Below are 22,801 nucleotides of genomic sequence, written 5' to 3'. Positions count from 1 at the left end.
GTTTTTTTCATCTCCCTAAATAGCTATTCTGCTAGTTTGCACTTCAATTTATTGTTAGGTATGGTCGCCGTTCAAAATTTACTCACTGAAGATGTTAGGGGCCTTACCTGTGAAGTTAACCCGCAGAGATTTTATAAAATTTGTTGGTAGTAGTGTTGTTGTGACAAGTTGCGCACCGCCTCTTACTTTGGCAGCTTGTGTCAATCAACCTCGAACTCTGGCACTTAACAACCTTCACACAGGTGAAGCTTTAGAAAGCTGTTATTTTGATGGTAATAATTATGTTAATTATGAGCTAGGACGCCTTGATAATATCTGTCGAGATTTTCGTCAAAATGAAGTCCATCAGATGGATAAAAATCTATTCGATTTAATCTCCTTGATCCAATCTGAATTAGGTGTCAACAGTGAAGTCCAAATTATCTCGGGATATCGTTCACCTAAAACAAACCAAGCTTTGCGTTCATCGTCCAATGGAGTAGCTAAGAAAAGCTATCACATGCTGGGCCAAGCAATTGATTTCCGCCTAGAGGGTGTCAATTTGAAACAAGTTCGTGATGTAGCAATGGAATTTAAAGTAGGTGGCGTAGGTTACTATCCTAAAAGTGATTTTATCCACATAGATACGGGACCAGTTCGCTACTGGTAGACAGTAGATTCTAGCCATAAGGTTGTCAAAAACCTTACCAAATGTCATAGTCTTGCCAGTTTCAATATTGATTAAGGCTATGCTATGTCCCTCAAGTACCAAGTTGTTCCTGTTACTTCTTTCTCACAAAACTGTTCTATTGTCTGGTGTGATGAGACAATGGAAGGCATTGTTGTTGATCCTGGAGGAGATATTGAGCAGTTATTGTTGGTGATAAAAGATCGTGCTATCAAGGTAACCCAACTTGTTTTAACCCATGGGCACTTGGATCATGTTGGTGGTACACAATCACTTTCAAAACGGTTGGATAAGGTAGAAATTGTTGGGCCCCATCAAGATGATAATTTTTGGCTCCAAGGTCTTCCAGAGCAAAGTCAGATGTTTGGGTTTCTTCCAACTCAAGCATTTGAGCCAAATCGATGGCTCAATGATGGTGACGTAATACGTTTCGGTCATGAATCGTTAAATGTTTACCATACACCTGGGCATACACCGGGACATGTTGTATTACACAATGAAATCGCTAGGTTAGCTTTTGTTGGTGATGTTCTATTTAATGGTTCAGTGGGTCGTACAGACTTTCCTAAAGGCGATTTTGAAACTTTAATCAATTCAATTAAAACTAAACTATGGCCATTAGGTAAGGATGTTCGGTTTGTCCCAGGTCACGGACCAGAGTCGACCTTTGGTCAAGAGCGTATGTCCAATCCATTTGTTGCAGATAAGTTATCATAGTAGGTATCAGCTTCAAATCATTGGGTAGGTTGAACGTCAGTATGCCACTAAAGGCTAAGGTGTATTATCTGTTTCAGGTTCTGCTGATGCAATATAACGCCTTGCCAAACCAACAAACTCTTCAGCTGTTCGGTCTAAGTCTTGAGCAGAAATAAAGATATCATAATCAAAGTAGCTTCTCTGGTAATTCATACGGTTTGCCAACATTGCTTGTAAACCGCGATATTCTTTTCCTTGCTTATTTCTGTAAGGCTTTGAATCCAGTACAATATCTTCAAAATGAGCATTGAGTATGCTTTGTTTCATGCCTATATAAAGCAAAGCACGTTGATTCAAAAGGATATCTGTCGCTATTCTTGGGCATATGCTATTCAAATATGGAGAATAGTGCTTAAGCCTAATACCAACCCATGGTAGTGGTTGCTGCCAACCATGATCGTCATAATGGCAAATGCCGATTTTGTGGATATTATTCCATTTTACGACCCACCCCCCCTTGAATAAATGTTGTTGGAAATGAGTGGCAGTTAAGGTAAAAGAAACAGTGCTTTTTATTACAAGCCACTGAGCGAGCCCAAGTAAGACTAAAATAGCAATCAATGTAAGAATCGCTAGCTGTAAATTTGGTGAAAGCATGACTAGAAAAATTAAAATGATTATAATAACAGCAGCTAAAATCCTAGCCCATGGAGAAGAGAGTTGAATGGGTTGATGAGTTATATGTAGTGTTTCCATAAACCATTCCCGAGAAAAAAACCTAACTACTATAACTATATTCAATGCGGACAATAAAGATCACAATTAGTGTTGATTAAATTGTAGTCTTAACACAGTATATCACGCATTTTTGCGCCATTAGCCTTCTTAGATACTGTAAATGTCGTTAGATTTTTGCTATAAAACGCCATTAAAATTTTCACCACTGTGCTTGATGCAGTGAAATGGAGAGATACTCAATGAGATTAGCTCATAAGCGCAAAGTGCAAATGAAATTGCAAAAGCGTATTAAAGAGACGGCTGTAAATACAGAAACGCTTACAAGTAATAAGCCGCTGGCCGAGAAAAAAATTGCAGTCGCCCCTGTAGAAAATAAAGCGGTTGCAGGTACAGATGCGAACGCTTCATTGACACCTAAACAGCAACAGGTTTTAGAAATTGTGGCTGAAAACTTTGATGGTATCAACCCTAAAGGTATTGGCCTTGCTGCTGGTCAGGAAGAAGCAAAAGCGGCTTCTTGGGCGTCTGCTGCCCTTAAAAAACTATTAGACGAAAACTTAGTAGCAAAAGAACAACTTGCCGGAAACAAAGTTATTTATAAACCTGTTTAAATCGGCAATGTTACACTGTTTGCTTTGCAATTATAGCCTCGATAACTCCGAGGCTTTTTTGTTTCTTAACAAATGAAATCTTGTGATAGTTTGTCTGATAGTCTTGCTTAAAAATATTGTGATAGAGTGGGGGGATATACCTATTGAGTGAGTACCTCTATGACTTTTCCAACTAATATTCATCACTTGTACCATGCCCACATTTATTTTAACGAAAAAAGTAGTGATTTTGCGGCTCAGTTGCGAACACAAGTTACTCAAAAATTCATTTTTTCAATAGGACGTTTCAATCGCAATTTCGTGGGGCCACATACTATGTGGAGTTTCTCCGTCACTTTTGGTAAAGATGATTTTGAGGAATTTGTCCCTTGGTTAGATAGCGCTCGTGGTAACTTATCAGTTTTGATTCATGCAGTTACGGGGGATGACTTTAAAGACCATACGGACTTTGCCTATTGGATGGGAAAAGAGGTTGAACTTGATCTAACGGCTCTTGACCTCCCTTAATCAACGAATTCACCTTTGATAGCTTATAGCTATCAATTTTATAGATATGAATGTTTACATCAATCTAAAAGAAATGCGTATAGTGAACTTAAAGAAAGGCAAACGCCTAAGTAATTTAATAGATTGATGAGGAATAGGTTATGACAAATCAAGTAAACTTAATTGGCCTAAACAACGAAAAATCACAAGCACTAGCAAACGAGTTAAATGCTTTGTTGGCTCATTATCAAGTGCTTTATATGAATACACGTGGCTATCATTGGAATATTAAAGGTCAACAGTTTTTTGAACTTCATGAAAAATTTGAGGAAATTTATGTTGAGCTTCAGACTAAAATTGATGAGCTAGCAGAACGTATTCTAACGATCGGTTCTACGCCAGATCATAGTTTTAGCCAGTATTTAAGTAAAAGTCAGATTAAAGAACATCAGAATGCGACAACTGGTAAAGAGTGTATTCGTGGTCTGGTGCATGGTTTTAGTACACTACTTACCCAACAGCGTCAGATCTTAGCTCAAGCAGAAGATGCAGATGACGAAGGTACTGCAGCGTTAATGGGTGATTATATTCGTGAACAAGAAAAATTAATGTGGATGTTTAATGCTTATATGCACTAATATGTATTTGTTTAGGTGATCAGTTCTTTCTTGAGTTGTTGGTGAAGATATATATACTGTATGTATGACCAGTTACTGGAGGTGAATTATGTTGTGGGATACTATTGAACGTGTTAATCGCCTACGTCAAATGGCGTTAAATAACCAAGAGTTTATTCGTTCGGCCAAAGCACATGAAAAAGCGCTAGATTCACAGGAATTCGATAGCGCTAAAACTTTAAAATGTTCAGCTAAACCGAGAAAAGAAAAAGCTCTATCAGATATTTACCAGCAGTCGGAGTTTGGGTACGACCCATGTGATTTCCCTCATTAGTGATAAAAAAGCAGGGAAATCCTGCTTTTTTATTTACGATGTGTAGCATTGGCTTTAACAGTTACGTTGCCCCAAGACATTTTACCGCAGCCTGGTTTTAAGATATTACTATAGTTAGTGTGAGCTTTTACCACATCATTTCTGCCTAATTTTGTAATCATTAAACCTTCGGATACAGCATATCCCTTATATTTCTCATCTTTCTCATCTTTTCTAGAAGCCTTGATGTGATATCATACTCAATTAGTTGAATTTGTTAATAAACTAGGATGTGAAGTAATGAAGGTAAAAAAGGTGGCGTTCATTGGTTTAGGTGTGATGGGGTATCCGATGGCGGGCCATCTTGCTAATGCAGGTTTTGAAACGCGAGTATACAATCGAACTCAAGCAAAAGCTGAACAGTGGGTTGCTCAGTATCAAGGTGAATTTTCTTCGACACCTATCGCGGCAGCTGAAGGTTGTGATATTGTTGCGGTCTGTGTTGGTAATGATGATGATGTCCGTAGTGTTGTTTTGGGTGATGAAGGTGTACTCGCAGCAATGCAACAAGGGACTATTCTTGTCGATCACACTACAACTTCAGCAGAACTAGCTCAGGAACTCTCTGATGCCTGTGACAAAAAAGGTGTGTATTTCATCGATGCTCCCGTGTCCGGAGGCCAAGCTGGTGCAGAAAACGGTTCTTTGACGATTATGTGCGGTGGTAAACCACAGGCATTTGACATAGTGTCTCCATTATTTGATGTATACGCAAAACAAGCGGTTTTACTAGGTGAGAATGGTCAAGGCCAGCGTTGTAAAATGGTTAATCAGATCTGTATTGCAGGTATTTTACAGGGGTTGAGTGAAGGTCTTCAACTTGCACAATCTGCTGACCTAGATATTGAAAAAGTAGCCAATGTATTGAAGCACGGAGCAGCAGGGTCGTGGCAGATGGAAAATCGTGCTGTGACTATGTCACAAGGAAAATTTGATTTTGGTTTTGCCATTGATTGGATGCGAAAAGATCTCGGAATCTGTTTAAATGAAGCGAAAAGTAAGAGTTTGATGTTGCCAATGACAAAAGAGGTTGATGATATGTATGCTTCGCTTCAAGAGCAGGGTTTGGGTCGAATGGATACATCCGTTTTGATCCAAGCTTATAAAAAGTAGTGAAATGTTGAAAATATCGAACTGTACTATTCATTTAATAATTGCTTATTTATGGGAATGGTAAGAGTTAAAAAGCGCTAAACTTATTCCTATAGTAGTCGATAATAGTAATATGGCATGAAGAGACTATATAGTTAGGAAACAAGACCACAAGATTAATTTACTAGAGTGATAGGAGGTAGTAGATGAATGAACTAGAGCAAAAACGTGAATTTTATCGCTTGAAGTACCCCAAGAAAGCTAGGCCTTGTGTGCGTTTATATAACCAGATTTTTTATGTGACTGAAGTGTCTGAAGGTGGTATACGCGTAGTCATGAATATGTTTACTGACTGGTATAAAGGTCTTTCAATGTCGGGTACCCTTGAGCTGAATAGTAGTACAAAAATAGATGTTGAAGGTGCTGTGTTGCGTTTTGACAATGGAGAAGTGGTTGTCAAGTTAAAGCAAGGTCCTACTTTCAAGAATATGGTTGAAGAGCAACGCCACATTCGCCAAGAATACCCGGCTCACTTTGTTCGTGCTGCTTCCTAAAAAAGAATGATGCAGTATAAAACTGCTTCATTCTCTCATATTACAAATGACTACATTACTCACAAAAGTTAACTCATCATTGATGGGCTATTTACAGTTGGTAGTTTTCAATATTGTACCTTTACATTGATCACAATAATATGGTGGGATAGAAGTTCTGCATTTTCCCAAATGTAGATATTAAACAGCAGTTAACCCATATGCACTAATAAGGAAATCAAGTGATTACATTCCAGAACACGACTGATCTGCAAAATTCTGCTGAGATAACTTATAGTAATATGCAACCATACTATTTACATTATGAAATAGATTGGGATCTAGATACCATAAAGCAGAAAATTTTAACTTTAAAGAATATTGATATTTTGTTTGGCAGAGTACTCATTGGGGCTATTCGTCTAGAGCAAGACTCTGAAATTTTTTATCTGCGAGATTTACAAATTAATAAAAGCCATCAAAATAGGGGCATTGGTGCGGCAGCTTTCGAAGAAGTTAAACGTTTGGCTATTTCCACTGGTGCAAACATAATTAGATTGAGAGTGTTTAAAATCAGTCCTGCATATCATTTATATCAGCGATTAGGTTTCATTGTCGAGAAGGAGGAGGACAAGTTTTATTGTATGCAGTTCAATTTGTAGTAGATGTAAAGTTATGTTTAGTAACAGATTTCGTCATTACTGAAAAGCTAAAACTTGGGCAAAGTGTGCTTAATCTAAAGCTTAATTTGGACATCTCAGTATCGTATTCCATTCTATAAAAATAATTGATCGCAAATATTTTGGGAGGAAATTATTTTGAATAAACGAATTGTTTTTACAGGTGGCCCAGGTGGCGGTAAAACATCAGTATTAACGTATTTACATCGCTTGGGTTATGAGTGCGCACCAGAATCAGGGCGGCAAGTGATCCAAGAGCAGACGGCATCAGGTGGCATGGCGCTTCCATGGAAAGACAAGACAGCATTTCGCGACCAAATGGTTGCGCAGGAGATTCTTAACCATAACCAACACACTGGCGCTAACATAATATTTTATGATCGAAGCATCATAGACTGTTACGGATACAGTCAACTTGAGCAAATCTTCCTATCTACAGATTTGATAAATCGATGTAATGAACTCATGTATAACCCAAAGGTTTTTATATTTCCTCCTTGGGAGGAAATTTATGACAATGATGCTGAGCGCAGGCAAGATTTTAGTCAAGCGGTTGAGACGTATCATGAGATGGTAAAAGCATACAGAAATTTTGGCTATCAATTGATTGAGATACCAAAACTATCAGTAAAAGAGCGAGCAGATTTTATCATTAATCAATTGTCTGTCAGGGGGATAATTTAAGTATTTATCGCTCTTAGCTCTCTGTGTCACTTTAATGCTTTTGCTACACATTTTTCTTAGAGTGAGTTATTAAGTGAAGAGGAATTTACTTTGAATTATGAGCAGTTTAATGCATTTTGTCGTTCGCTACCGGATACAACATATGCCGTTCAAGGTGGTAATAGCCATATATGGAAAATTAACGAAAAAATGTTTGCTATTGGTGGTAGAGGCCGCAGTGGTAAACCTTCTTTTAGTTTCAAAACGTCAGATTCAAATTACGAATTTTTGAAAGGCCATAAAGGCTATTCTTCAGCCCCTCATGCGGCGAGCCGTGGCGGGAAATGGATCCAGCAACTTGATACGACTTGGTATCGAGATGACGAGCTAAAGCATTATATAACGGAGTCTTATCGTATGGTATTAAAGAGCAAAGATAAGACCCTGAAAACGGACTCAGGCGATGTTGCACTTGGTATCGGAAACTACAATGGGTTGAACAGTCAGTCAACTAAGCAATAATTTTCTCTGTAGTTATGTAGAATCTATTCCATCCGTTTCAAACTAACATATAGTTTTCATAAGTGGCTCTTGTCACGAATTATAATCGTTTTTTATTGGTAGATTGAACAAATGGGATGCCAATAACGTCCCACTTTATTTAAGGTCAAAATATTTATTGTGAGATATATAAGGAAAATAGATTGCTAAATGACGTTATAATCACTTCTAATGAAAATACATTTTTGCCAACGCTTAGACAGATATATTTGGCTTCAAGAAAAGCGACTTTCGAGTGGTTGAATGCCGACCAGTTTTGTATTTCTGACTATGATAAAGATGTGGAAGGCGAGCAGATATGGGTAGCCCTATATAAAGGTAAACCAATTGGATTTGTTTCTATCTGGGAGCCAGAATACTTTATACATCATCTTTATGTTTCGCCTGAATATTTGAGAAAAGGAGTTGGTTTCAAGTTACTTGAGTTTGTTAAATCCCGTTACGCTAGATTAAGCCTAAAATGCATGCAGCCCAATACACCAGCGTTAAAGTTCTATCAATCTCAGGGCTTTATTAGCCAATCACAACACATGGATGAATTTGGTGGATACCATTATTTAACCTATAAGGAATAGAGTATTTTGCACAAACCAGCTGCACTTCTTGTGCATGTGCCTGATGTATCTCGAGGCTTTGAATGGTACCAAAAAGCATTTCCTTTTGCTTCTTCTCGGTATTTGCCAGAGTTTGATTTTACTGTGCTCGATATCGAAGGCTTTTCATTAGAGCTTGTCCAAGCAGATGACAAGGTCCCGTCTGGGAAATCAGGAACCGTTCTTTATTGGTCGGTAGAAAATCTTAGGGAGTCGATGGATTTTCTGCACTCTATCGGAGCAACCTTATACCGCGGTCCTATGGAGATAGAGGGAGGTCTTTCTATATGCCAGATGGAAGACCCGTTTGGCAATCTTATAGGCTTGCGTGGTTTTAATGTTTAAAACAGCCACTCAATATTGAGTGGCTGTTTGAATTACCACATAAGGTCATCAGGTACGGCAAAGTCTGCGTACGGATCGTCTTCTGCCGGGATGTCAGATTCAGGCTCTTTTAGCTCAATAATGGTCTGGTTATCGCGTTGAGTGATTTTGTTTGCAACAACACTAGGGATTACGGCATATCCTTCACCACAACGTGCAATGGCGAGAATTCCTTTTATGAGCTGTTCACGCATTAGAGTATCTACGTACAATGACTTAACCAGAGTCCCATCGGTAAAATTGTATTTGATATCACCATTACTCAGGTTGAGCTTGTTCATTTCAATCAGCTGTCTGATTTGGGATTGGATCTCTTTGCTAAGGCGTTGTTCATTTTGTTCTGCGCTGAGCGCTTTGTCGCGTTCTAGTTGCTGAAGTTTTTGTTCTTCAACAGCAGCTTTAACTTCACGCGCCTGAACTCGCGATTTTTTAGAGCCTTTCTTGACCTTTTTTAGCTTCTTTTCATTCACTAAACCAGCTTTCAACATTTGTTCTTGCAGCGATAGCTTTGCCATGGTGTTTCCATCTCTATAGATAATGCTCACTATTTTATAGGCTCAAGGCGAGCAAATAAAGGTGCTTTAGTAAAGATCTTCATTCAATATCTGAGTATTATTTCTAGACGTGTTTTATTTGGTATTCACTGGTTGCTATTATCAAATCTGTTTTCACTGTCTTGTTTATGTACTTTGTTTGTTAAATATTCGGCAATTTTCATTTTTCTATTGATGTAGTTATGACTAATCGCTTTAATTATGATCACTAGGAATCTTATTGTACGACAGTTATTAAAGCCTTAAGGAGTTACTATGATTGTTGTTGCGCGTTTTTCGTTTCCGCATGAAGCTCATATTGCTAAAACAAGCCTTGAGGCTGCTGGTATTGAAAGCTACATTGCCGATGAGCACACTGTGAATACGCAATGGTTGTATTCAAATGCGATCGGCGGGGTACGCTTAATGGTCGCGAAACAAGACTTAGAGCAAGCCTCGATCATCCTAGAGACCGATTTTTCTACAGCATTAAGTGCTGAAAAAAGCGCCACTTCACAAGATTGTTGCCCAGAATGTGGTAGTGTAAATATTGAACCATTTACCAAAGGAAAACGGTCAGCTTTTTTGGTGTTTATACTGCTCGGATTTCCACTGTTTTTCTATAAGCATGGTTATCGATGTAGTGATTGTGAGCATTTTTGTGAAAATGTGGAATAGCTAAATTATTGGAGGGTTCCAATGAAGATAGCAGTAGTGGTAGGTACGTCGAAAGCAGATGGTAATACTCGTTATTTGGTTAATCAGTTTGTTGAACTGACCCAAGCTGAAGTCTTTGACTTATCAGATTACAAGCTTTCGTATTACGATTATTTTCATGAAAATCGAAATGATGATTTTATTCCATTGATTCGTATGCTAAAAAATTATGATCATATTGTCTTCGCTTCCCCTGTTTATTGGTATTCAATGTCAGCGCAGCTCAAAGTCTTTTTTGATCGTCTATCCGATTTGTTGACTATAGAAAAACCACTTGGACGCAAGTTACAGGGTAAAGAAATTTCTGTCCTCTCTACGGGTTATGAACAAGAACTACCAGACTGTTTTATTGAACCATTCGAATTGACAGCCAAATACATGCAACTGGTATTCAGAGGCTTTGGCTACCTTCCCGTTAATCAAGAAAATGACGTATTACGAGCTGCTACGATTGCACAGTGGTTTAGTGAAAGTATTTGTCATGAGTCTGTTGATTAGACTTGTTATCCTAATATTTTTAAGTCGTTAATATCACTCAATATGTACTTGCTTACTATACTAGTTCATTGATTTGTAAATACTTATAGCTCAGAATGTGTGAGTCTATTTTGAGTATTAAGGAGTATTTAATGATCACAATTCGCCGATATCAAATTGAAGATACGCAGGCCTTGTGGGAGGTGTTTTTCTTCACGGTACGTAAAATTAATCTTCAGCACTATTCTCAGCAACAAGTTGAAGCATGGGCACAGGATAGTTGGAATCAAGACATCTGGCATGAGAAAATGCTGCAAATCAACCCCTATATCGCGGAAATTAATGGTCAAATCGTAGGGTACACAGATCTGCAAGATTCTGGCTTAATTGACCATTTCTTTTGTCATTATCAATTTCAAGGTAAAGGTGTTGGACGAACATTGATGGAGCACATCGAACGAGAGGCTATTCAGCGTGGCATCTCAAGGCTTTATTCTGAAGTGAGCATCACCGCACGGCCTTTTTATGAACATATGGGATTTCAAGTTGTACGAGAACAACAGGTAGAAATGCGAGGCCAATGGCTACTAAATTTTGTTATGGAACGACACTTGTGAATCACTATAAATGCATACAAAGTGTCACGTGAACAGCAGTGTAGGTTTACCAATATCCATGTGAACAATTATAACCCTGAGCTATAAGCACATAACTTGTAAAAAAAATGTTACATCACTATATGGCTTTTTCCTTATCTTACGGACCTTCTGTGGCTCACTAGCATGATGTTACGTTTTGTTTACAAAAACTAAGTATTTTCCTGAGCTGATAATTTAAGTGTCGCTTATTCCCTTAACGTAAAAGTTAGTACAAGTTAATAGGAAAGGACATCAATAAATCACAGAGGAAAAAGCAATGACTCAAGAATATAACCCACTTGGAACAGATGGATTTGAATTTGTCGAGTATACGGCCGCATCAGAAGAGGGTATTGGTCAATTAAAAGCGTTGTTTGTTTCTTTGGGTTTTGCAGAAATAGCCAAACACCGCTCTAAAGAAGCATGGTTATATCGCCAAGGTGATATTAGTTTTATCATCAACGCCCAACCGCATAGTCAAGCAGAAGAGTTTGCTAAAATACATGGCCCGTCAGTCTGCGGTATGGCATTTCGCGTCAAAGATGCGGCAGTTGCACTCGAACATGCGCTTGAAAATGGAGCAGAGGAGTTTAAAACGGAAGTAGGGCCAATGGAATTAAGTATTCCAGCAGTATACGGAATTGGTCAAAGCCTGCTTTATTTTGTTGATCGCTATGGTAAGAAGAGCATCTATGATGTGGACTTCAAATTTTATGATGACGCCGCCGAACGTTTGAAAAAAGCCGATGTGGGTATGTTTGAAATTGATCATCTTACGCATAACGTTAAGCAAGGCAATATGGATACTTGGTCGGGTTTTTATGAGCGTATCGGTAACTTCCGTGAAATCCGCTATTTTGATATCGAAGGTAAATTAACAGGGCTAGTCAGTCGTGCTATGACCGCGCCATGCGGAAAAATTCGTATCCCTATCAATGAGTCGTCTGACGATAAATCACAAATTGAAGAATTTATTCGTGAGTACAATGGTGAGGGAATTCAGCATATTGCTATGTCGACCGATGATATTTATCAAACGGTTAAGACACTGCGTGACAGAGGCATGGATTTCATGCCAACGCCTGACACCTATTACGAGAAAGTAAACTCCAGAGTTGAAGGGCATACGGAAGATGTTGACAAGCTAAAGGAGCTGCAAATATTAATTGACGGCGCGCCGATGAAAGATGGCATCTTATTGCAAATCTTTACCCAAACAGTGATAGGCCCAGTGTTCTTTGAAATCATTCAACGTAAAGGCAATGAAGGTTTTGGAGAAGGCAATTTTAAAGCACTGTTTGAATCAATCGAAGAAGATCAAATTCGCCGAGGAGTTCTGAGCGATGCATAAGTGGATTACATTCCCTCACCGGGAGGGAGTGTGTTCCAAACAGGCACACGCAGACTTTCCGGATGAGGCCATATATGAGCGTGAAACAGGTCGAAGCGGTTTCTTCGGACCTGCCTCACATTTCCATCACCAACATGCTCCCACAGGTTGGATTGAATGGGAGGGCGATCTGCGGCCAAGAGCGTTCAACTTTAATCTGGTTGAGAAAGCGGCGCAGATCTCACCATGGGCTGTACCTGATCTGTTGTTTAACAATGATTGTAAGATACGTACTTGGCATCTTGAAGAAAAAATGGATTTTCTGGTACGAAATGCAGATGGTGATGAGTTACTTTTTATTCACCAAGGTAAAGCAAACTTATATAGTGATTACGGTCACTTAGAAGTCGGTGAGGGTGATTACGTAGTCATTCCACGTTCGACTAATTGGCGCATTGAACCTTTAGCGCCGATGTTCATATTAATGATTGAAAATACTGATGCGGCATACTCGCTACCGGAGAAAGGCATGGTGGGTAACCATGCTGTTTTTGACCCAGCGGTATTAGAAGTCCCGTCAATCAACCAGCAATTCAAAGACCAATATTCAGAGCAACAAACTCAAGTGCAAGTTAAAAGGCATGGTCAGGTGAGTGTTATTACCTATCCGTTCAACCCGCTTGATGCTGTCGGTTGGCATGGTGATTTAGCGGTTGTAAAACTGAATTGGCGTGATATCAGGCCATTGATGTCGCATCGATATCATTTGCCGCCTTCTGCCCATACCACTTTTGTCGGAGCAGGTTTTGTTGTATGTACCTTTGTACCTCGTCCAATTGAAAGCGATCCGGGCGCATTAAAAGTACCTTTCTATCATAACAATGATGACTATGACGAAGTGCTTTTCTATCATGCAGGAGACTTTTTCAGCCGAGATAACATCGAAGCAGGTATGGTGACTTTCCACCCAGCAGGCTTTACACACGGGCCTCATCCGAAAGCGTTCAAGGCTGGTCGAGAATACAAGAAGAAGTTTACCGATGAAGTAGCGGTAATGATAGATACTCGTCATGCGCTCAGCTTTAGTGATGAAGCTCATTCGGTTGAAAATCAGGAATATGTTTACAGCTGGAAATCGCAGCCAGAGAAATAAAAAGGGAATCAGAATGAAGTTAGCTACCCTAAAAAATGGAACTCGTGATGGGCAACTTGTCGTGGTGAGTAAAAACCTTACTCACTGCTCGACAGTGAAAGAGATTGCGCCAACATTACAGTTCGCACTTGATAATTGGTCGAAAGTGGAATCTCAACTCAATGAGGTTTATATCGCGTTAAACGATGGGCATGTTGCCGACTCTATTCCTTTTAAGCAAGAGGCGTGTGAATCACCATTGCCAAGAGCTTATCAATGGGCAGATGGCAGTGCATATGTGAATCATGTTGAGTTAGTGCGTAAAGCTCGTGGTGCTGAGATGCCACCAAGTTTTTGGAATGATGCCTTGATGTATCAAGGTGGGTCTGATGCTTTTATTGGCCCACGCGACGATATTCCAGTGGGAAGTGAGGAGTGGGGAATCGACTTTGAAGGTGAAGTCGCGGTGATTACTGATGATGTACCTATGGGTGCAAGTCTTAAACAAGCGGCCAACTCTATTCGCTTAATCATGCTAGTTAATGATGTTTCTTTACGGGGTTTGATCCCTAATGAATTGGCAAAAGGATTTGGTTTTTTTCAGTCTAAACCTTCATCGGTATTTTCACCTGTTGCCGTTACGCCTGATGAATTAGGGGATGCATGGGACGGTGGTAAGGTAAGTTTACCTTTGTTGTCTTACTACAATGGTGAAGCATTTGGCTGCCCAAATGCGGGTGTGGATATGACGTTTGAGTTTCCTCAGTTGGTGGCACATGCGGCTTTGACTAGACCTCTTTCAGCTGGTGCGGTTGTGGGCTCTGGTACGGTATCAAATAAACAGGGTACTGAATTTGGTACTTCAATAAAAGAAGGTGGGGTCGGTTACTCTTGTATCGCAGAAGTGCGGATGATTGAAACTATTCGAGACAGCAAACCTTCGACTCATTTTATGAAGTTTGGGGATACGATAAAGATTGAAATGAAGAACAAAGTTGGTGATTCCATTTTTGGTTCAATCGAACAGAAAGTGGTGAAATACTAATGTCGGATATTACTCTTTATGGCTATTGGCGTTCGTCGGCGGCTTATCGAGTCAGGATCGCATTAAATCATAAGGGACTTGAGTATCAACAAAAGTCTGTTCATTTAGTCAAAAATGGCGGGGAACAGCATGCGAGTGAATTCAAGTCTCTAAATTCAAGTCAGCTTGTGCCCGTCCTGGTTGATGGAGATATGCAGCTTAACCAGTCTCTGGCGATTATTGATTATCTTGATGAAGCTTACCCAAATGCTTTATTGACCCCTTTGGATAAGCAGAAACGCTATCTGGTGAAAGCCATGGCTCAGGATATTGCTGTAGATATCCATCCGCTCAATAACCTTAGAGTATTACAATACTTGGCAGATAAATTGTCGGTTAAAGAATCTGATAAATCGAGTTGGTATAGGCACTGGATATCTCTAGGCTTTGAAGGTTTGGAACTGAAATTGGCTAGAACCAGAGGCTTATATTGCGTTGGTAATGATGTGAGCTTGGTCGATGTTTGCCTTGTACCACAAGTGTATAACGCTGAGCGTTTTGACGTTGATTTAAACCGATTTCCAATGATAAAAGAGGTCACAGCTGCATTAAGAGAATTACCCACTTTTATTGATGCAGCACCAGAAAAGCAGCCTGATGCTGTTGTTGGTTAAGCTTACTTCTAGTGAAAAATATTGTTTCTATAAAACTTAAATAAACATGCCATCTTTCAGACTGTCTGAAAGATGGCATAAATTTATGTGTATAAAGTAATCTGCTTTTAAAAATCATAAAGTTAAATTAAGTGAAGTATGGAAAAAATCGATACTAGAGGATAATTTACTTTTTTTGTTTTTAAAAACTAGGCTATATAACCTAAATGTTTGACTAGTTATTCGTATATATCTTTTTCTATAGTCCTACTTTTTATTCTAAGGTGTTCACCTGATATCTCTTTAAATACTGGAGATCTAGTCTAGGTTGTAAGCAGATAAAACTAGGATGAAAAATGATTAAAAAGAAATTATTAATATTATCTATGTTAAGTATTCCTTTATATTCACTGGCGAACATCTCCGAATTCGATGATGAAAAACGCGAAGAATATTTACCAGAACTAACTCAAAATAAGCCCAAAAAATTAATTTTTGATTTGTTTAATGAAGAAAATGAAGTGTTAAGCTTGAACACCACAGTAAATAGAGAGATCAGAGCTTTAGTAAAAGATTCAGTGAATGAACTCACACTTGACGATGTTAAAGTAATACGAGAATTTGGTAAGGAAAACGGTTACCAAACATTTAAGCCAGGTGCTTATATTGGCCTTGTAAACTTCATTAAGCAGCAAGGATTTGATGGCCAGATAGATGCAGGAGTTTTACTTAGTACCATAGCCATGCTAAATGCCAATCTTGATAGTGTGCTGATCAATAATCCAAGTAATCCAAATTTTCAAGAAATGAAAATAGTCCAAGCTCTGTGTAAAAAAAATTCACTATCATTGACAAATATAAGTATTATTAGTCAGGAGCTTGTAATAGAAAATAACGATCGGGTTACCTACCGAAACCTGATAGATAAAGTGTCAGAAGTCGCTCATACCCCAGAGATTGAACAAGAAGAGCTATTATCATTTTTAGGAGCTAAAAATGGAAATAACCTTGCTTGGCTTCAGTTTGATCAAAAGTCTCAAGAGGTAATATCGGAGAAAATTATAAAGCCACTACTTGATAGAGAAAAAGCCAATGCACTGAGTGAAAGGTACCCTGCTGTATCAAAATATCTTATCGGTCGCATGATTGAAGGTTGGACACGATATCAAATACACAATTCTGACGGTTTATCCATCGAGCAATATAGCGCACTAAAAATTTATTCAGGTTCAAGCTATACCGAGATTAACTCAGCGTTAAGAACCGGAGTTGATTTTGATTTATGGAAAAATGTTGTTGAGGATGCGAAAAGTGGTATATATGTGTTGGCACAAAAAGCCAATGAGAGTGGTCGACATGATTTGCTGTTTAGAGGCTATGGTTCAAAATCAAATGCTCCTTATCACCCAAACGCATACACTGAAGGTGATGTTATCCAAGATAAAGCGTTTGTTTCCTCCTCAGAGGATATTGATGTAGCTAATTTTTTTAAAAATGGCTACAGCGGTAATGACGCCACTATCATGCATATTTTCAGCGAGAAAGGTGGACCGATAGAAGATATATCAACGTTTCCAGGTGAACAAGAAGTTCTGTTTGAACCATCGACAGAATTTAAACTTCTCCTGAAAGCATTTGATGAAAAAAATGGAATATTTAAACTTGTCTTGGAAGATGCTGATGCACCTTCAGATAAAGGGAGCAAAGGCTATGCTGATGCATTAACAGACTTGCCAGTAGGACCCAAGAAAAGGAAAAGTGAGTCTGAATCTTTATATGATTCTATGGCGCTAGAGATACCAGTAAAACCCAGTAATATTCAAACAGATCAACAAAAAGGACACCCATTGACATCAAACGAAGGAATAAAAGTTCATATAGGCCGAGTAACAAAGACCAATGACATGCATATTACTGTCGCATTTTTTGGGAAGTTAGCCAATAAAGATTTCATTAGAAATGTTAGATCAGATGTTAATAGAGAAGTCACTGTTACCTTCAACAAAGCTGAAATGTTTAACAATAACTTAGTTTTAACAAGCGATGTTGGTTCTGAATTGGAGGAACTGAAAGAAATTCACAATGGTCTTATAGAAGAAGCGAATGCAGAGGGCTTAAAGCTCAACGAAAAGTATAATGGAGGTAACTACCGACCACATTTAACTTTGGCAAGAGATGTTCCGATAGAAAAGCAGGCAGACTTGTTGGAATACCTTAGTTTCTTAACGGAGTCACCAATTTCGGTGATGGGTAATGTGACTATAGGTTATACCTCAATGTACACAAAAGACAGTGAACAAAGTCATTTCCATGATATTAATAGTGCCGATGGGTGGGGCGATTACTTAATGAAAGCTGTCTCAGATTTATGGTATCAGTATAAGCCTTAATGAAGAAGTATAAAAGCTGAGTCGATATAGGAATTAAGTACGTTGATAAGAATGCCATATTGCAGCTAGTCTGCAATATGGCATTAATATGTTTATGTAGGAGCAAAAAGTTTATTGTTAGCTTGTTCGCGAGCTAATGCTTTTTCATAGAGATAGGAAGACATCATCCCCCATGCAATCACATTAACCATAAAGGCTTTGATAAGATTGGTCGGGATGACAGGGATGGCTTGGAAAACAAAAAATGTACAGAGACTAGCAGCACTGCCAACCAATATCCCTCTGATTTTCCAATTTTCCTGAAGCCAAGGAACGCAGTAAAACAATGCCCATAACCCTCCCCAAAAGACTTGCTTGTAGATAAAGAGATGATCGGGTGTAGGCAATCCTTGCAATGGATTAATAAGGTAAATCGCTAAGACATTGGCGACACTACCGACAAAGCCAGCTCCTAACGCGATAATAATTTTTTTAACCATAACTATTGTTCCAACCCAAATTGAATGAAATGTCATCGGTGAGATGGTGGTTTTATTCGCCCTGCTCACCTTGCTTTAAGCAATATCCCTAGACTAAATTCGAGAGACATTCTATGAAAGAACAAATCAATTAATTATTAATTTCATATGGTTAAATATATTTTAAGAAAACTTGATGGGGATCGTGATTTTAAACTAAATTGAGGATCTTGAGTCGATGACACTAAAAAGTCATGCTTTGTCTGAGTCATAAGTGAAATCATATCAGCAGTTCGCTTACTAAAGCTGGTTGTTGTCTTTTTGATTCAGTTTTTAAGCTACGATGATGAGAGGTAGTAATGAAAAAATATCGACATAATCAATTTGATGAAAGAGCGATAGTGTCAACCGAGTTCTTTTCTTGCAGTCAGAGCTGCAGAGTCGGCTTGTATGGTATAAGTGGATATGGATTTTTATCATTTTGATTTTAAAACATATATCTTTAGAAACCTCTCTTGGTATGAGCTGTTTTGGAATGGAAGGTACGAATAAACGTTTCTACTTAACACACGAATATTGACTATTACAGTTCACCAAATTGAGCTTAAAGCTTCTGAGTAGAGAGGGAAATAGTGCGTTGAACATTATTAAAGCCTCCTCTTTTTAGACACTCTATAATAAATACAATTATATAAATATATTATTGAGCTATTTATGCCACAAGACCTGAACAAAATGAATGCTCTCAAAATCAATATCATCATATTGATCTGTGTTTTTGGCGGAGGTGTATTGTTGCTCACTCCGTTTTTGTTCAATAATCTGCATGAGAGAAGCACAATAGAAAAGCACTTAGCAGCGATTAAACAGACTACACAAGACATTATATATTTTGATGAAGTACTAACGATGTCTGCACGAATGTATGCATTTACTCAACATCCTCACTGGGAAGAACGTTATTTTGAGACTGCGGATAGGCTGGATAACGCGTTGCAGAAGGCTAAATCTTTAGAGCCTAAAGTAAAAGAGGTCATTGACGCTACTGCACATACTAATGAGCAGCTTATAGCGATTGAAATGAGGGCGATTGAGCTAGTCAAAAAGCAGCGCTATTCTGATGCACAATCTTTATTGTTAAATAATAAATACTCAATTATCAAAGCAGAGTACGAAAAGTACGTGCTTCAAGCACTGAGAAAGTCCATACATCACAACGAAGTCGTGCTCCTACAAGAAATAACGGCAACAAAAAACTGGCTCCTCAGCTCAGTCTTTTTATTATTTGTCTTATTTTTATCATTATTAATCTATTTCTATCGTTATAACAAAAGAACAGAGAGTATTATCAGCTCAAACGTTAAAGAACTGGAAAGCAAAGTGCAAGATCTCGAAGCATTAACATCAGAGTTAGAAGATGCAAACCATGCCAAGTCTGACTTACTGGCGAAAATATCTCACGAGCTTAAAACGCCTATTAATGGTATTCATGGCAGTTTACAACTGATTGATTCTAAAGAAGTAGGCAAAGATACTCAGGTACTGGTGAGGAATGCAATTTTATGTAGTGACATGCTAGTGAAGCTAGTTGATGATATTCTTGATTTCGCTAAACTTAACTCAAATAAATACACCCTTAATATAGAAGAATATAATATAACAGAGTTGTTAACTTCCGTTGAGAAGATTTATACAACGGTATGCGAAAATAAAGGCGTAGATTTTCATTTATCTAATAATATCGACTCGCCAATTCGCCTCTGTGATGGCTTACGCTTTAAACAAGTTATATTTAATGTACTAAATAATGCAACAAAGTTTACCGCAAACGGGTCTGTGACTTTAACCGTTCAAGAGTTAGGTGTGGCAGGAGATCTTCGGGTTGATATTACTGACACTGGAATCGGGATGAGCCCTACCTCTCAAGCAAAACTTTTCAATGAATTTGAACAGGGTGATAGCTCTATTTCACGTACGTATGGTGGTACTGGTTTGGGAATGTCCATTGTTAAATCACTAATGGACGTAATGGACGGAAAAATAGAAGTATTAAGTGAGCTAGGTACTGGAACTACGGTTATTTTACATCTCAATTTTCCGTTCATTGATGATGGGGTAGTAAAGGTAGATATTACAAAAGACCCTGAGTATTACTCTGCTCTTAAAGGCTTAGGTGTTCTTGTGGCAGAGGACAATAGAGTGAATAAAATTGTTATCACTAAATTCCTTAATAATATTGGCATTTCACCCATTATCGCTAGTGATGGGCAAGAAGCTTTAGATATGGTTTCTGATGAAATTCATCTAATTCTTATGGATATCCAAATGCCGATCATGGATGGAGTGACCGCTTGCCAAAAAATTAAGCAATTAAGACCAGATTTACCTATTATAGCCGTAACCGCAAACGTGCAAGAAAGTGAAATTAAAGATTACCTTAGCAAAGGGTTTGGAGATGTTCTTCCCAAACCAATCAAAATGGAAGATCTCTATTGTTCTATTCACAAAGCCGCTATTGCTTCGAGTGATTTGGTTAAGATCAAAGATCACCATACACTTTTTTCTAACAATTAATGGATAACGGAGGAGTAGCAACGCATCGTTTAGTTCTTTAAGTCATAAACTGTATTTTATGACTTATTTTTAACTGGGATATTAACAGGTAACTGCCCAGAATAAATGACATTTCTTGTCTCTTGATCAACGATTTTGTACTGCAATCCGGTGACAATTGTGGGCTTAGTCATGTAAATAAATGAAGTATCACTTCCTCGACCTAAGTATGTGGCGGCCCCACGTCCTCCTCCTCCATCGCAAATTTCGAAGGAGTGCTGGCAAGTGGGACGAATAAAAATTAGCGATTCTTTATCTATGTCATAATCAAATGAAATATTTATTTCAGAATTAGTAGCTATTTCCCCTTCAAAACCAGTAATTTTAAATTTATTTATGTGGTTAGAATTATGTTCATTGGAAAAACTATTAACTGAGAATAAAAACGACAAGCATAATAAGTATTTATTCATTTATATATCCTATTTAAAATATGAATGGGTGATATTTCCACAGCTGAAACAGATAAATTAAAATACTATCTATATAGGACTAGTTTCTCTTAATCGAGAGAAATTTATGTCTTTTGCAACGAAGATAGCATTAAAGTTGAGAGTAAGCTCAAGATCGGTTATTTGGGTACAATGGTATTTTATCCTTCGGCTACTGTATTGATTCTGAGAAGTAAGTGGTGCCATAAATATGTTCTGATGGATTCACGATGGTTGCAATAGTTGTGGACCTTGCATAAACCCCGTTACTCTTACTCAAATAAACATATCTTTTCATCTATCATTTTAAATTTAATTATTTGTGATCTTGTTCTGGCATTTGACTCTTTTTCTGACTATTTTGTTAATGTTGATATGCACTCAGTCACACTTATGGCGCTGTATATCAGACTAATCGTCAGTAGTAAGGCTTAATGCATATAACAAGGAAAAGAGCACAATGAAAAATACTATCTGCTCTGGCTTGGTGATCTGCGCTGTTGCTGTTTCTGCAAATACTCATGCCGAACCGATGAACGAAGTTGTAAACAAACTAGCACTGGGGTGCTACGCCATCCAATCACCCCATAATGGCACATTTCTAACCAAATACGATAAAGGGGGACCCGTGAACGATGGTCTAAGCTATCGTTTTGAACAGGTCCCTGAAAGCCAAGCAGAGCGGTTTTATATGAAGCCGACATCATTTTCTAACTTTTTTATGACCGACAGAGAGGGGCGGTTTCTCGCCAGTCACATGCCAGCACAGCTAAGTGCTGGGCGTTATGTCGGCACATTTTCTGAATGGAGGATTTCGTCAAATGAGATTGAAGGTGAGCTGCGTTTTGGCCTATACAATAATGCCCTGAAAATGGGGTTAAGGCATAATTGGCAAGATGGTGGGCTGTATTTTTTTGACTTATTAAATCCAAGAAATAAAAACAGCGAGAGAGAATTCCAACTGGTTGAGCAATCGGGTTGCAAGCCTTTCCCTGAAGTAGAAGTCAATGTGACAGGTAACCGCTTAGCATTGACTGGAGAAGTGAATGAGCCAATTCGGGGGTATGTTGACCCGCATACTCATATTACCTCATACGAATTTATGGGCGGAAAAATGATGCATGGCAAGCCGTTTCATCCGTGGGGGGTTGAAGAAGCGTTAAAAGATAGTTCTGAAGCTCACGGGCCAAATGGCTCACTGGATATTATTGGTAACTTACTCGCCTTTAACGATATTACTCATAGATATGATACTCGTGGTTGGCCTGACTTTCCTTTTTGGCCCAACCATAAAGAAATGAGTCATATGGGTTATTACTATAAATGGATCGAGCGGGCGTATTTATCTGGGTTGAGGTTAATGGTCAGTCATCTGGTGGAAAATGAAGTGCTTTGTCATGTCCAGTCAACGGTGAACCCTGGCAGTTGGATAAACCCCAATAGCTGCAACACCATGGAGAGTATTCGATTACAAGTTCTCAGATTAAATGAAATGCAGGACTATATTGATGCTCAATCGGGTGGTAAAGGGAAGGGTTTTTTCCGTTTAGTAAGTTCACCTAGCCAAGCTCGTCAAGTTATTTCTGAAGGGAAGATGGCAGTCTTGGTCGGGGTTGAAGCTTCTGAAATCTTCAATTGTGGTAAAAAAGATGCCTGCAATCGTGCAACTCTAGAAGCAGGGATTAATGAGCTGGCTCTTCTCCGCTTAGAT

General features: G+C 38.5%; 27 protein-coding genes. 23 read left to right on the top strand and 4 right to left on the bottom strand.

Features of this window, described 5'->3' with window-relative positions:
* The first annotated feature begins 109 nt into the window (after positions 1-109).
* Both KO511_RS15605 and KO511_RS15600 read left to right on the top strand, forming a co-directional pair.
* Positions 110-649 (top strand): DUF882 domain-containing protein, encoded by a 540-nt coding sequence (locus tag KO511_RS15605; RefSeq protein WP_215988339.1) that lies wholly within the window; start codon positions 110-112, stop codon positions 647-649.
* A gap of 84 nt (positions 650-733) precedes the next feature.
* On the top strand, positions 734-1,384 hold the full coding sequence (locus KO511_RS15600; RefSeq protein ID WP_215988338.1) for an MBL fold metallo-hydrolase: 651 nt from the start codon (positions 734-736) through the stop codon (positions 1,382-1,384).
* A gap of 54 nt (positions 1,385-1,438) precedes the next feature.
* On the opposite strand, the gene KO511_RS15595 is transcribed toward KO511_RS15600, so the two are convergent.
* Positions 1,439-2,119 (bottom strand): DUF2982 domain-containing protein, encoded by a 681-nt coding sequence (locus KO511_RS15595; RefSeq protein ID WP_215988337.1) that lies wholly within the window; start codon positions 2,117-2,119, stop codon positions 1,439-1,441.
* Between the two features lie 221 nt (positions 2,120-2,340).
* Here KO511_RS15595 and KO511_RS15590 point away from each other — a divergent pair, with 221 nt between their 5' ends.
* The 11 genes from KO511_RS15590 (at position 2,341) to KO511_RS15540 (ending at position 8,655) form a co-directional block, all read left to right on the top strand.
* The gene (locus KO511_RS15590) at positions 2,341-2,712 is read left to right on the top strand and encodes a MarR family transcriptional regulator (protein ID WP_215988336.1); all 372 of its coding nucleotides are present in this window, start codon (positions 2,341-2,343) and stop codon (positions 2,710-2,712) included.
* 159 nt (positions 2,713-2,871) lie between these two features.
* Positions 2,872-3,219: a DOPA 4,5-dioxygenase family protein gene (locus KO511_RS15585; protein ID WP_215988335.1), complete on the top strand. Its 348-nt coding sequence runs from the start codon at positions 2,872-2,874 to the stop codon at positions 3,217-3,219.
* Between the two features lie 140 nt (positions 3,220-3,359).
* A complete protein-coding gene (locus KO511_RS15580; protein WP_215988334.1) occupies positions 3,360-3,836 on the top strand; it encodes a Dps family protein in 477 nt (158 codons plus the stop codon).
* Between the two features lie 88 nt (positions 3,837-3,924).
* Positions 3,925-4,149 carry a hypothetical protein gene (locus KO511_RS15575; protein WP_215988333.1) on the top strand — a complete coding sequence of 75 codons (225 nt, stop codon included), beginning with the start codon at positions 3,925-3,927 and terminating at the stop codon, positions 4,147-4,149.
* 279 nt (positions 4,150-4,428) lie between these two features.
* A complete protein-coding gene (locus KO511_RS15570; protein WP_215988332.1) occupies positions 4,429-5,301 on the top strand; it encodes an NAD(P)-dependent oxidoreductase in 873 nt (290 codons plus the stop codon).
* A gap of 185 nt (positions 5,302-5,486) precedes the next feature.
* Positions 5,487-5,834, top strand: a complete 348-nt coding sequence (locus KO511_RS15565) for a PilZ domain-containing protein (protein ID WP_215988331.1) — start codon at positions 5,487-5,489, stop codon at positions 5,832-5,834.
* A gap of 221 nt (positions 5,835-6,055) precedes the next feature.
* On the top strand, positions 6,056-6,475 hold the full coding sequence (locus KO511_RS15560; protein WP_215988330.1) for a GNAT family N-acetyltransferase: 420 nt from the start codon (positions 6,056-6,058) through the stop codon (positions 6,473-6,475).
* 156 nt (positions 6,476-6,631) lie between these two features.
* Positions 6,632-7,177 (top strand): AAA family ATPase, encoded by a 546-nt coding sequence (locus KO511_RS15555; RefSeq protein WP_215988329.1) that lies wholly within the window; start codon positions 6,632-6,634, stop codon positions 7,175-7,177.
* 90 nt (positions 7,178-7,267) lie between these two features.
* On the top strand, positions 7,268-7,678 hold the full coding sequence (locus tag KO511_RS15550) for an MmcQ/YjbR family DNA-binding protein (protein WP_215988328.1): 411 nt from the start codon (positions 7,268-7,270) through the stop codon (positions 7,676-7,678).
* A 182-nt stretch (positions 7,679-7,860) separates the two neighbouring features.
* Positions 7,861-8,292: a GNAT family N-acetyltransferase gene (locus KO511_RS15545; protein ID WP_215988327.1), complete on the top strand. Its 432-nt coding sequence runs from the start codon at positions 7,861-7,863 to the stop codon at positions 8,290-8,292.
* Positions 8,293-8,298: 6 nt separating this feature from the next.
* The gene (locus KO511_RS15540) at positions 8,299-8,655 is read left to right on the top strand and encodes a VOC family protein (protein ID WP_215988326.1); all 357 of its coding nucleotides are present in this window, start codon (positions 8,299-8,301) and stop codon (positions 8,653-8,655) included.
* A gap of 32 nt (positions 8,656-8,687) precedes the next feature.
* Here KO511_RS15540 and KO511_RS15535 read toward each other — a convergent pair whose 3' ends face one another.
* Complete coding sequence (locus KO511_RS15535; RefSeq protein WP_215988325.1) at positions 8,688-9,209, bottom strand: DUF2058 domain-containing protein; 522 nt, start codon at positions 9,207-9,209, stop codon at positions 8,688-8,690.
* 294 nt (positions 9,210-9,503) lie between these two features.
* Between KO511_RS15535 and KO511_RS15530 the strand changes: the two genes are divergently transcribed.
* The 8 genes from KO511_RS15530 (at position 9,504) to KO511_RS15495 (ending at position 17,588) form a co-directional block, all read left to right on the top strand.
* Positions 9,504-9,905, top strand: coding sequence for a putative signal transducing protein (locus KO511_RS15530; RefSeq protein WP_215988324.1), 402 nt, complete (start codon positions 9,504-9,506; stop codon positions 9,903-9,905).
* 21 nt (positions 9,906-9,926) lie between these two features.
* Positions 9,927-10,442: a flavodoxin family protein gene (locus tag KO511_RS15525; RefSeq protein WP_215988323.1), complete on the top strand. Its 516-nt coding sequence runs from the start codon at positions 9,927-9,929 to the stop codon at positions 10,440-10,442.
* 131 nt (positions 10,443-10,573) lie between these two features.
* Complete coding sequence (locus tag KO511_RS15520) at positions 10,574-11,038, top strand: GNAT family N-acetyltransferase (protein WP_215988322.1); 465 nt, start codon at positions 10,574-10,576, stop codon at positions 11,036-11,038.
* Between the two features lie 298 nt (positions 11,039-11,336).
* The gene (gene hppD, locus KO511_RS15515; protein WP_215988321.1) at positions 11,337-12,410 is read left to right on the top strand and encodes a 4-hydroxyphenylpyruvate dioxygenase; all 1,074 of its coding nucleotides are present in this window, start codon (positions 11,337-11,339) and stop codon (positions 12,408-12,410) included.
* The gene (locus tag KO511_RS15510) at positions 12,403-13,542 is read left to right on the top strand and encodes a homogentisate 1,2-dioxygenase (protein WP_215988320.1); all 1,140 of its coding nucleotides are present in this window, start codon (positions 12,403-12,405) and stop codon (positions 13,540-13,542) included. The genes hppD and KO511_RS15510 overlap by 8 nt, the downstream gene beginning before the upstream one ends.
* 13 nt (positions 13,543-13,555) lie before the next feature.
* Positions 13,556-14,566: a fumarylacetoacetate hydrolase family protein gene (locus tag KO511_RS15505; protein WP_215988319.1), complete on the top strand. Its 1,011-nt coding sequence runs from the start codon at positions 13,556-13,558 to the stop codon at positions 14,564-14,566.
* The gene (gene maiA, locus KO511_RS15500; protein WP_215988318.1) at positions 14,566-15,219 is read left to right on the top strand and encodes a maleylacetoacetate isomerase; all 654 of its coding nucleotides are present in this window, start codon (positions 14,566-14,568) and stop codon (positions 15,217-15,219) included. The genes KO511_RS15505 and maiA overlap by 1 nt, the downstream gene beginning before the upstream one ends.
* A gap of 335 nt (positions 15,220-15,554) precedes the next feature.
* Positions 15,555-17,588, top strand: a complete 2,034-nt coding sequence (locus KO511_RS15495; RefSeq protein WP_215988317.1) for an ADP-ribosyltransferase domain-containing protein — start codon at positions 15,555-15,557, stop codon at positions 17,586-17,588.
* A 92-nt stretch (positions 17,589-17,680) separates the two neighbouring features.
* Here KO511_RS15495 and KO511_RS15490 read toward each other — a convergent pair whose 3' ends face one another.
* On the bottom strand, positions 17,681-18,067 hold the full coding sequence (locus KO511_RS15490; RefSeq protein WP_215988316.1) for a hypothetical protein: 387 nt from the start codon (positions 18,065-18,067) through the stop codon (positions 17,681-17,683).
* A gap of 693 nt (positions 18,068-18,760) precedes the next feature.
* Between KO511_RS15490 and KO511_RS15485 the strand changes: the two genes are divergently transcribed.
* The gene (locus KO511_RS15485; RefSeq protein ID WP_215988315.1) at positions 18,761-20,620 is read left to right on the top strand and encodes a hybrid sensor histidine kinase/response regulator; all 1,860 of its coding nucleotides are present in this window, start codon (positions 18,761-18,763) and stop codon (positions 20,618-20,620) included.
* Between the two features lie 56 nt (positions 20,621-20,676).
* Here KO511_RS15485 and KO511_RS15480 read toward each other — a convergent pair whose 3' ends face one another.
* The gene (locus KO511_RS15480; protein ID WP_215988314.1) at positions 20,677-21,072 is read right to left on the bottom strand and encodes a hypothetical protein; all 396 of its coding nucleotides are present in this window, start codon (positions 21,070-21,072) and stop codon (positions 20,677-20,679) included.
* A gap of 478 nt (positions 21,073-21,550) precedes the next feature.
* On the opposite strand from KO511_RS15480, the gene KO511_RS15475 reads away from it, so the two are divergent.
* On the top strand, positions 21,551-22,801 hold a 1,251-nt coding region (locus KO511_RS15475), incomplete at its 3' end, for a hypothetical protein (protein ID WP_215988313.1).

Origin of the sequence: Vibrio hepatarius, assembly GCF_018860525.1 — a bacterium.
Taxonomy (GTDB): Bacteria; Pseudomonadota; Gammaproteobacteria; order Enterobacterales; family Vibrionaceae; genus Vibrio; species Vibrio hepatarius_B.
Note: the sequence above shows the minus strand (reverse complement) of the source record. Positions and strands in the feature narration are given on the sequence as shown.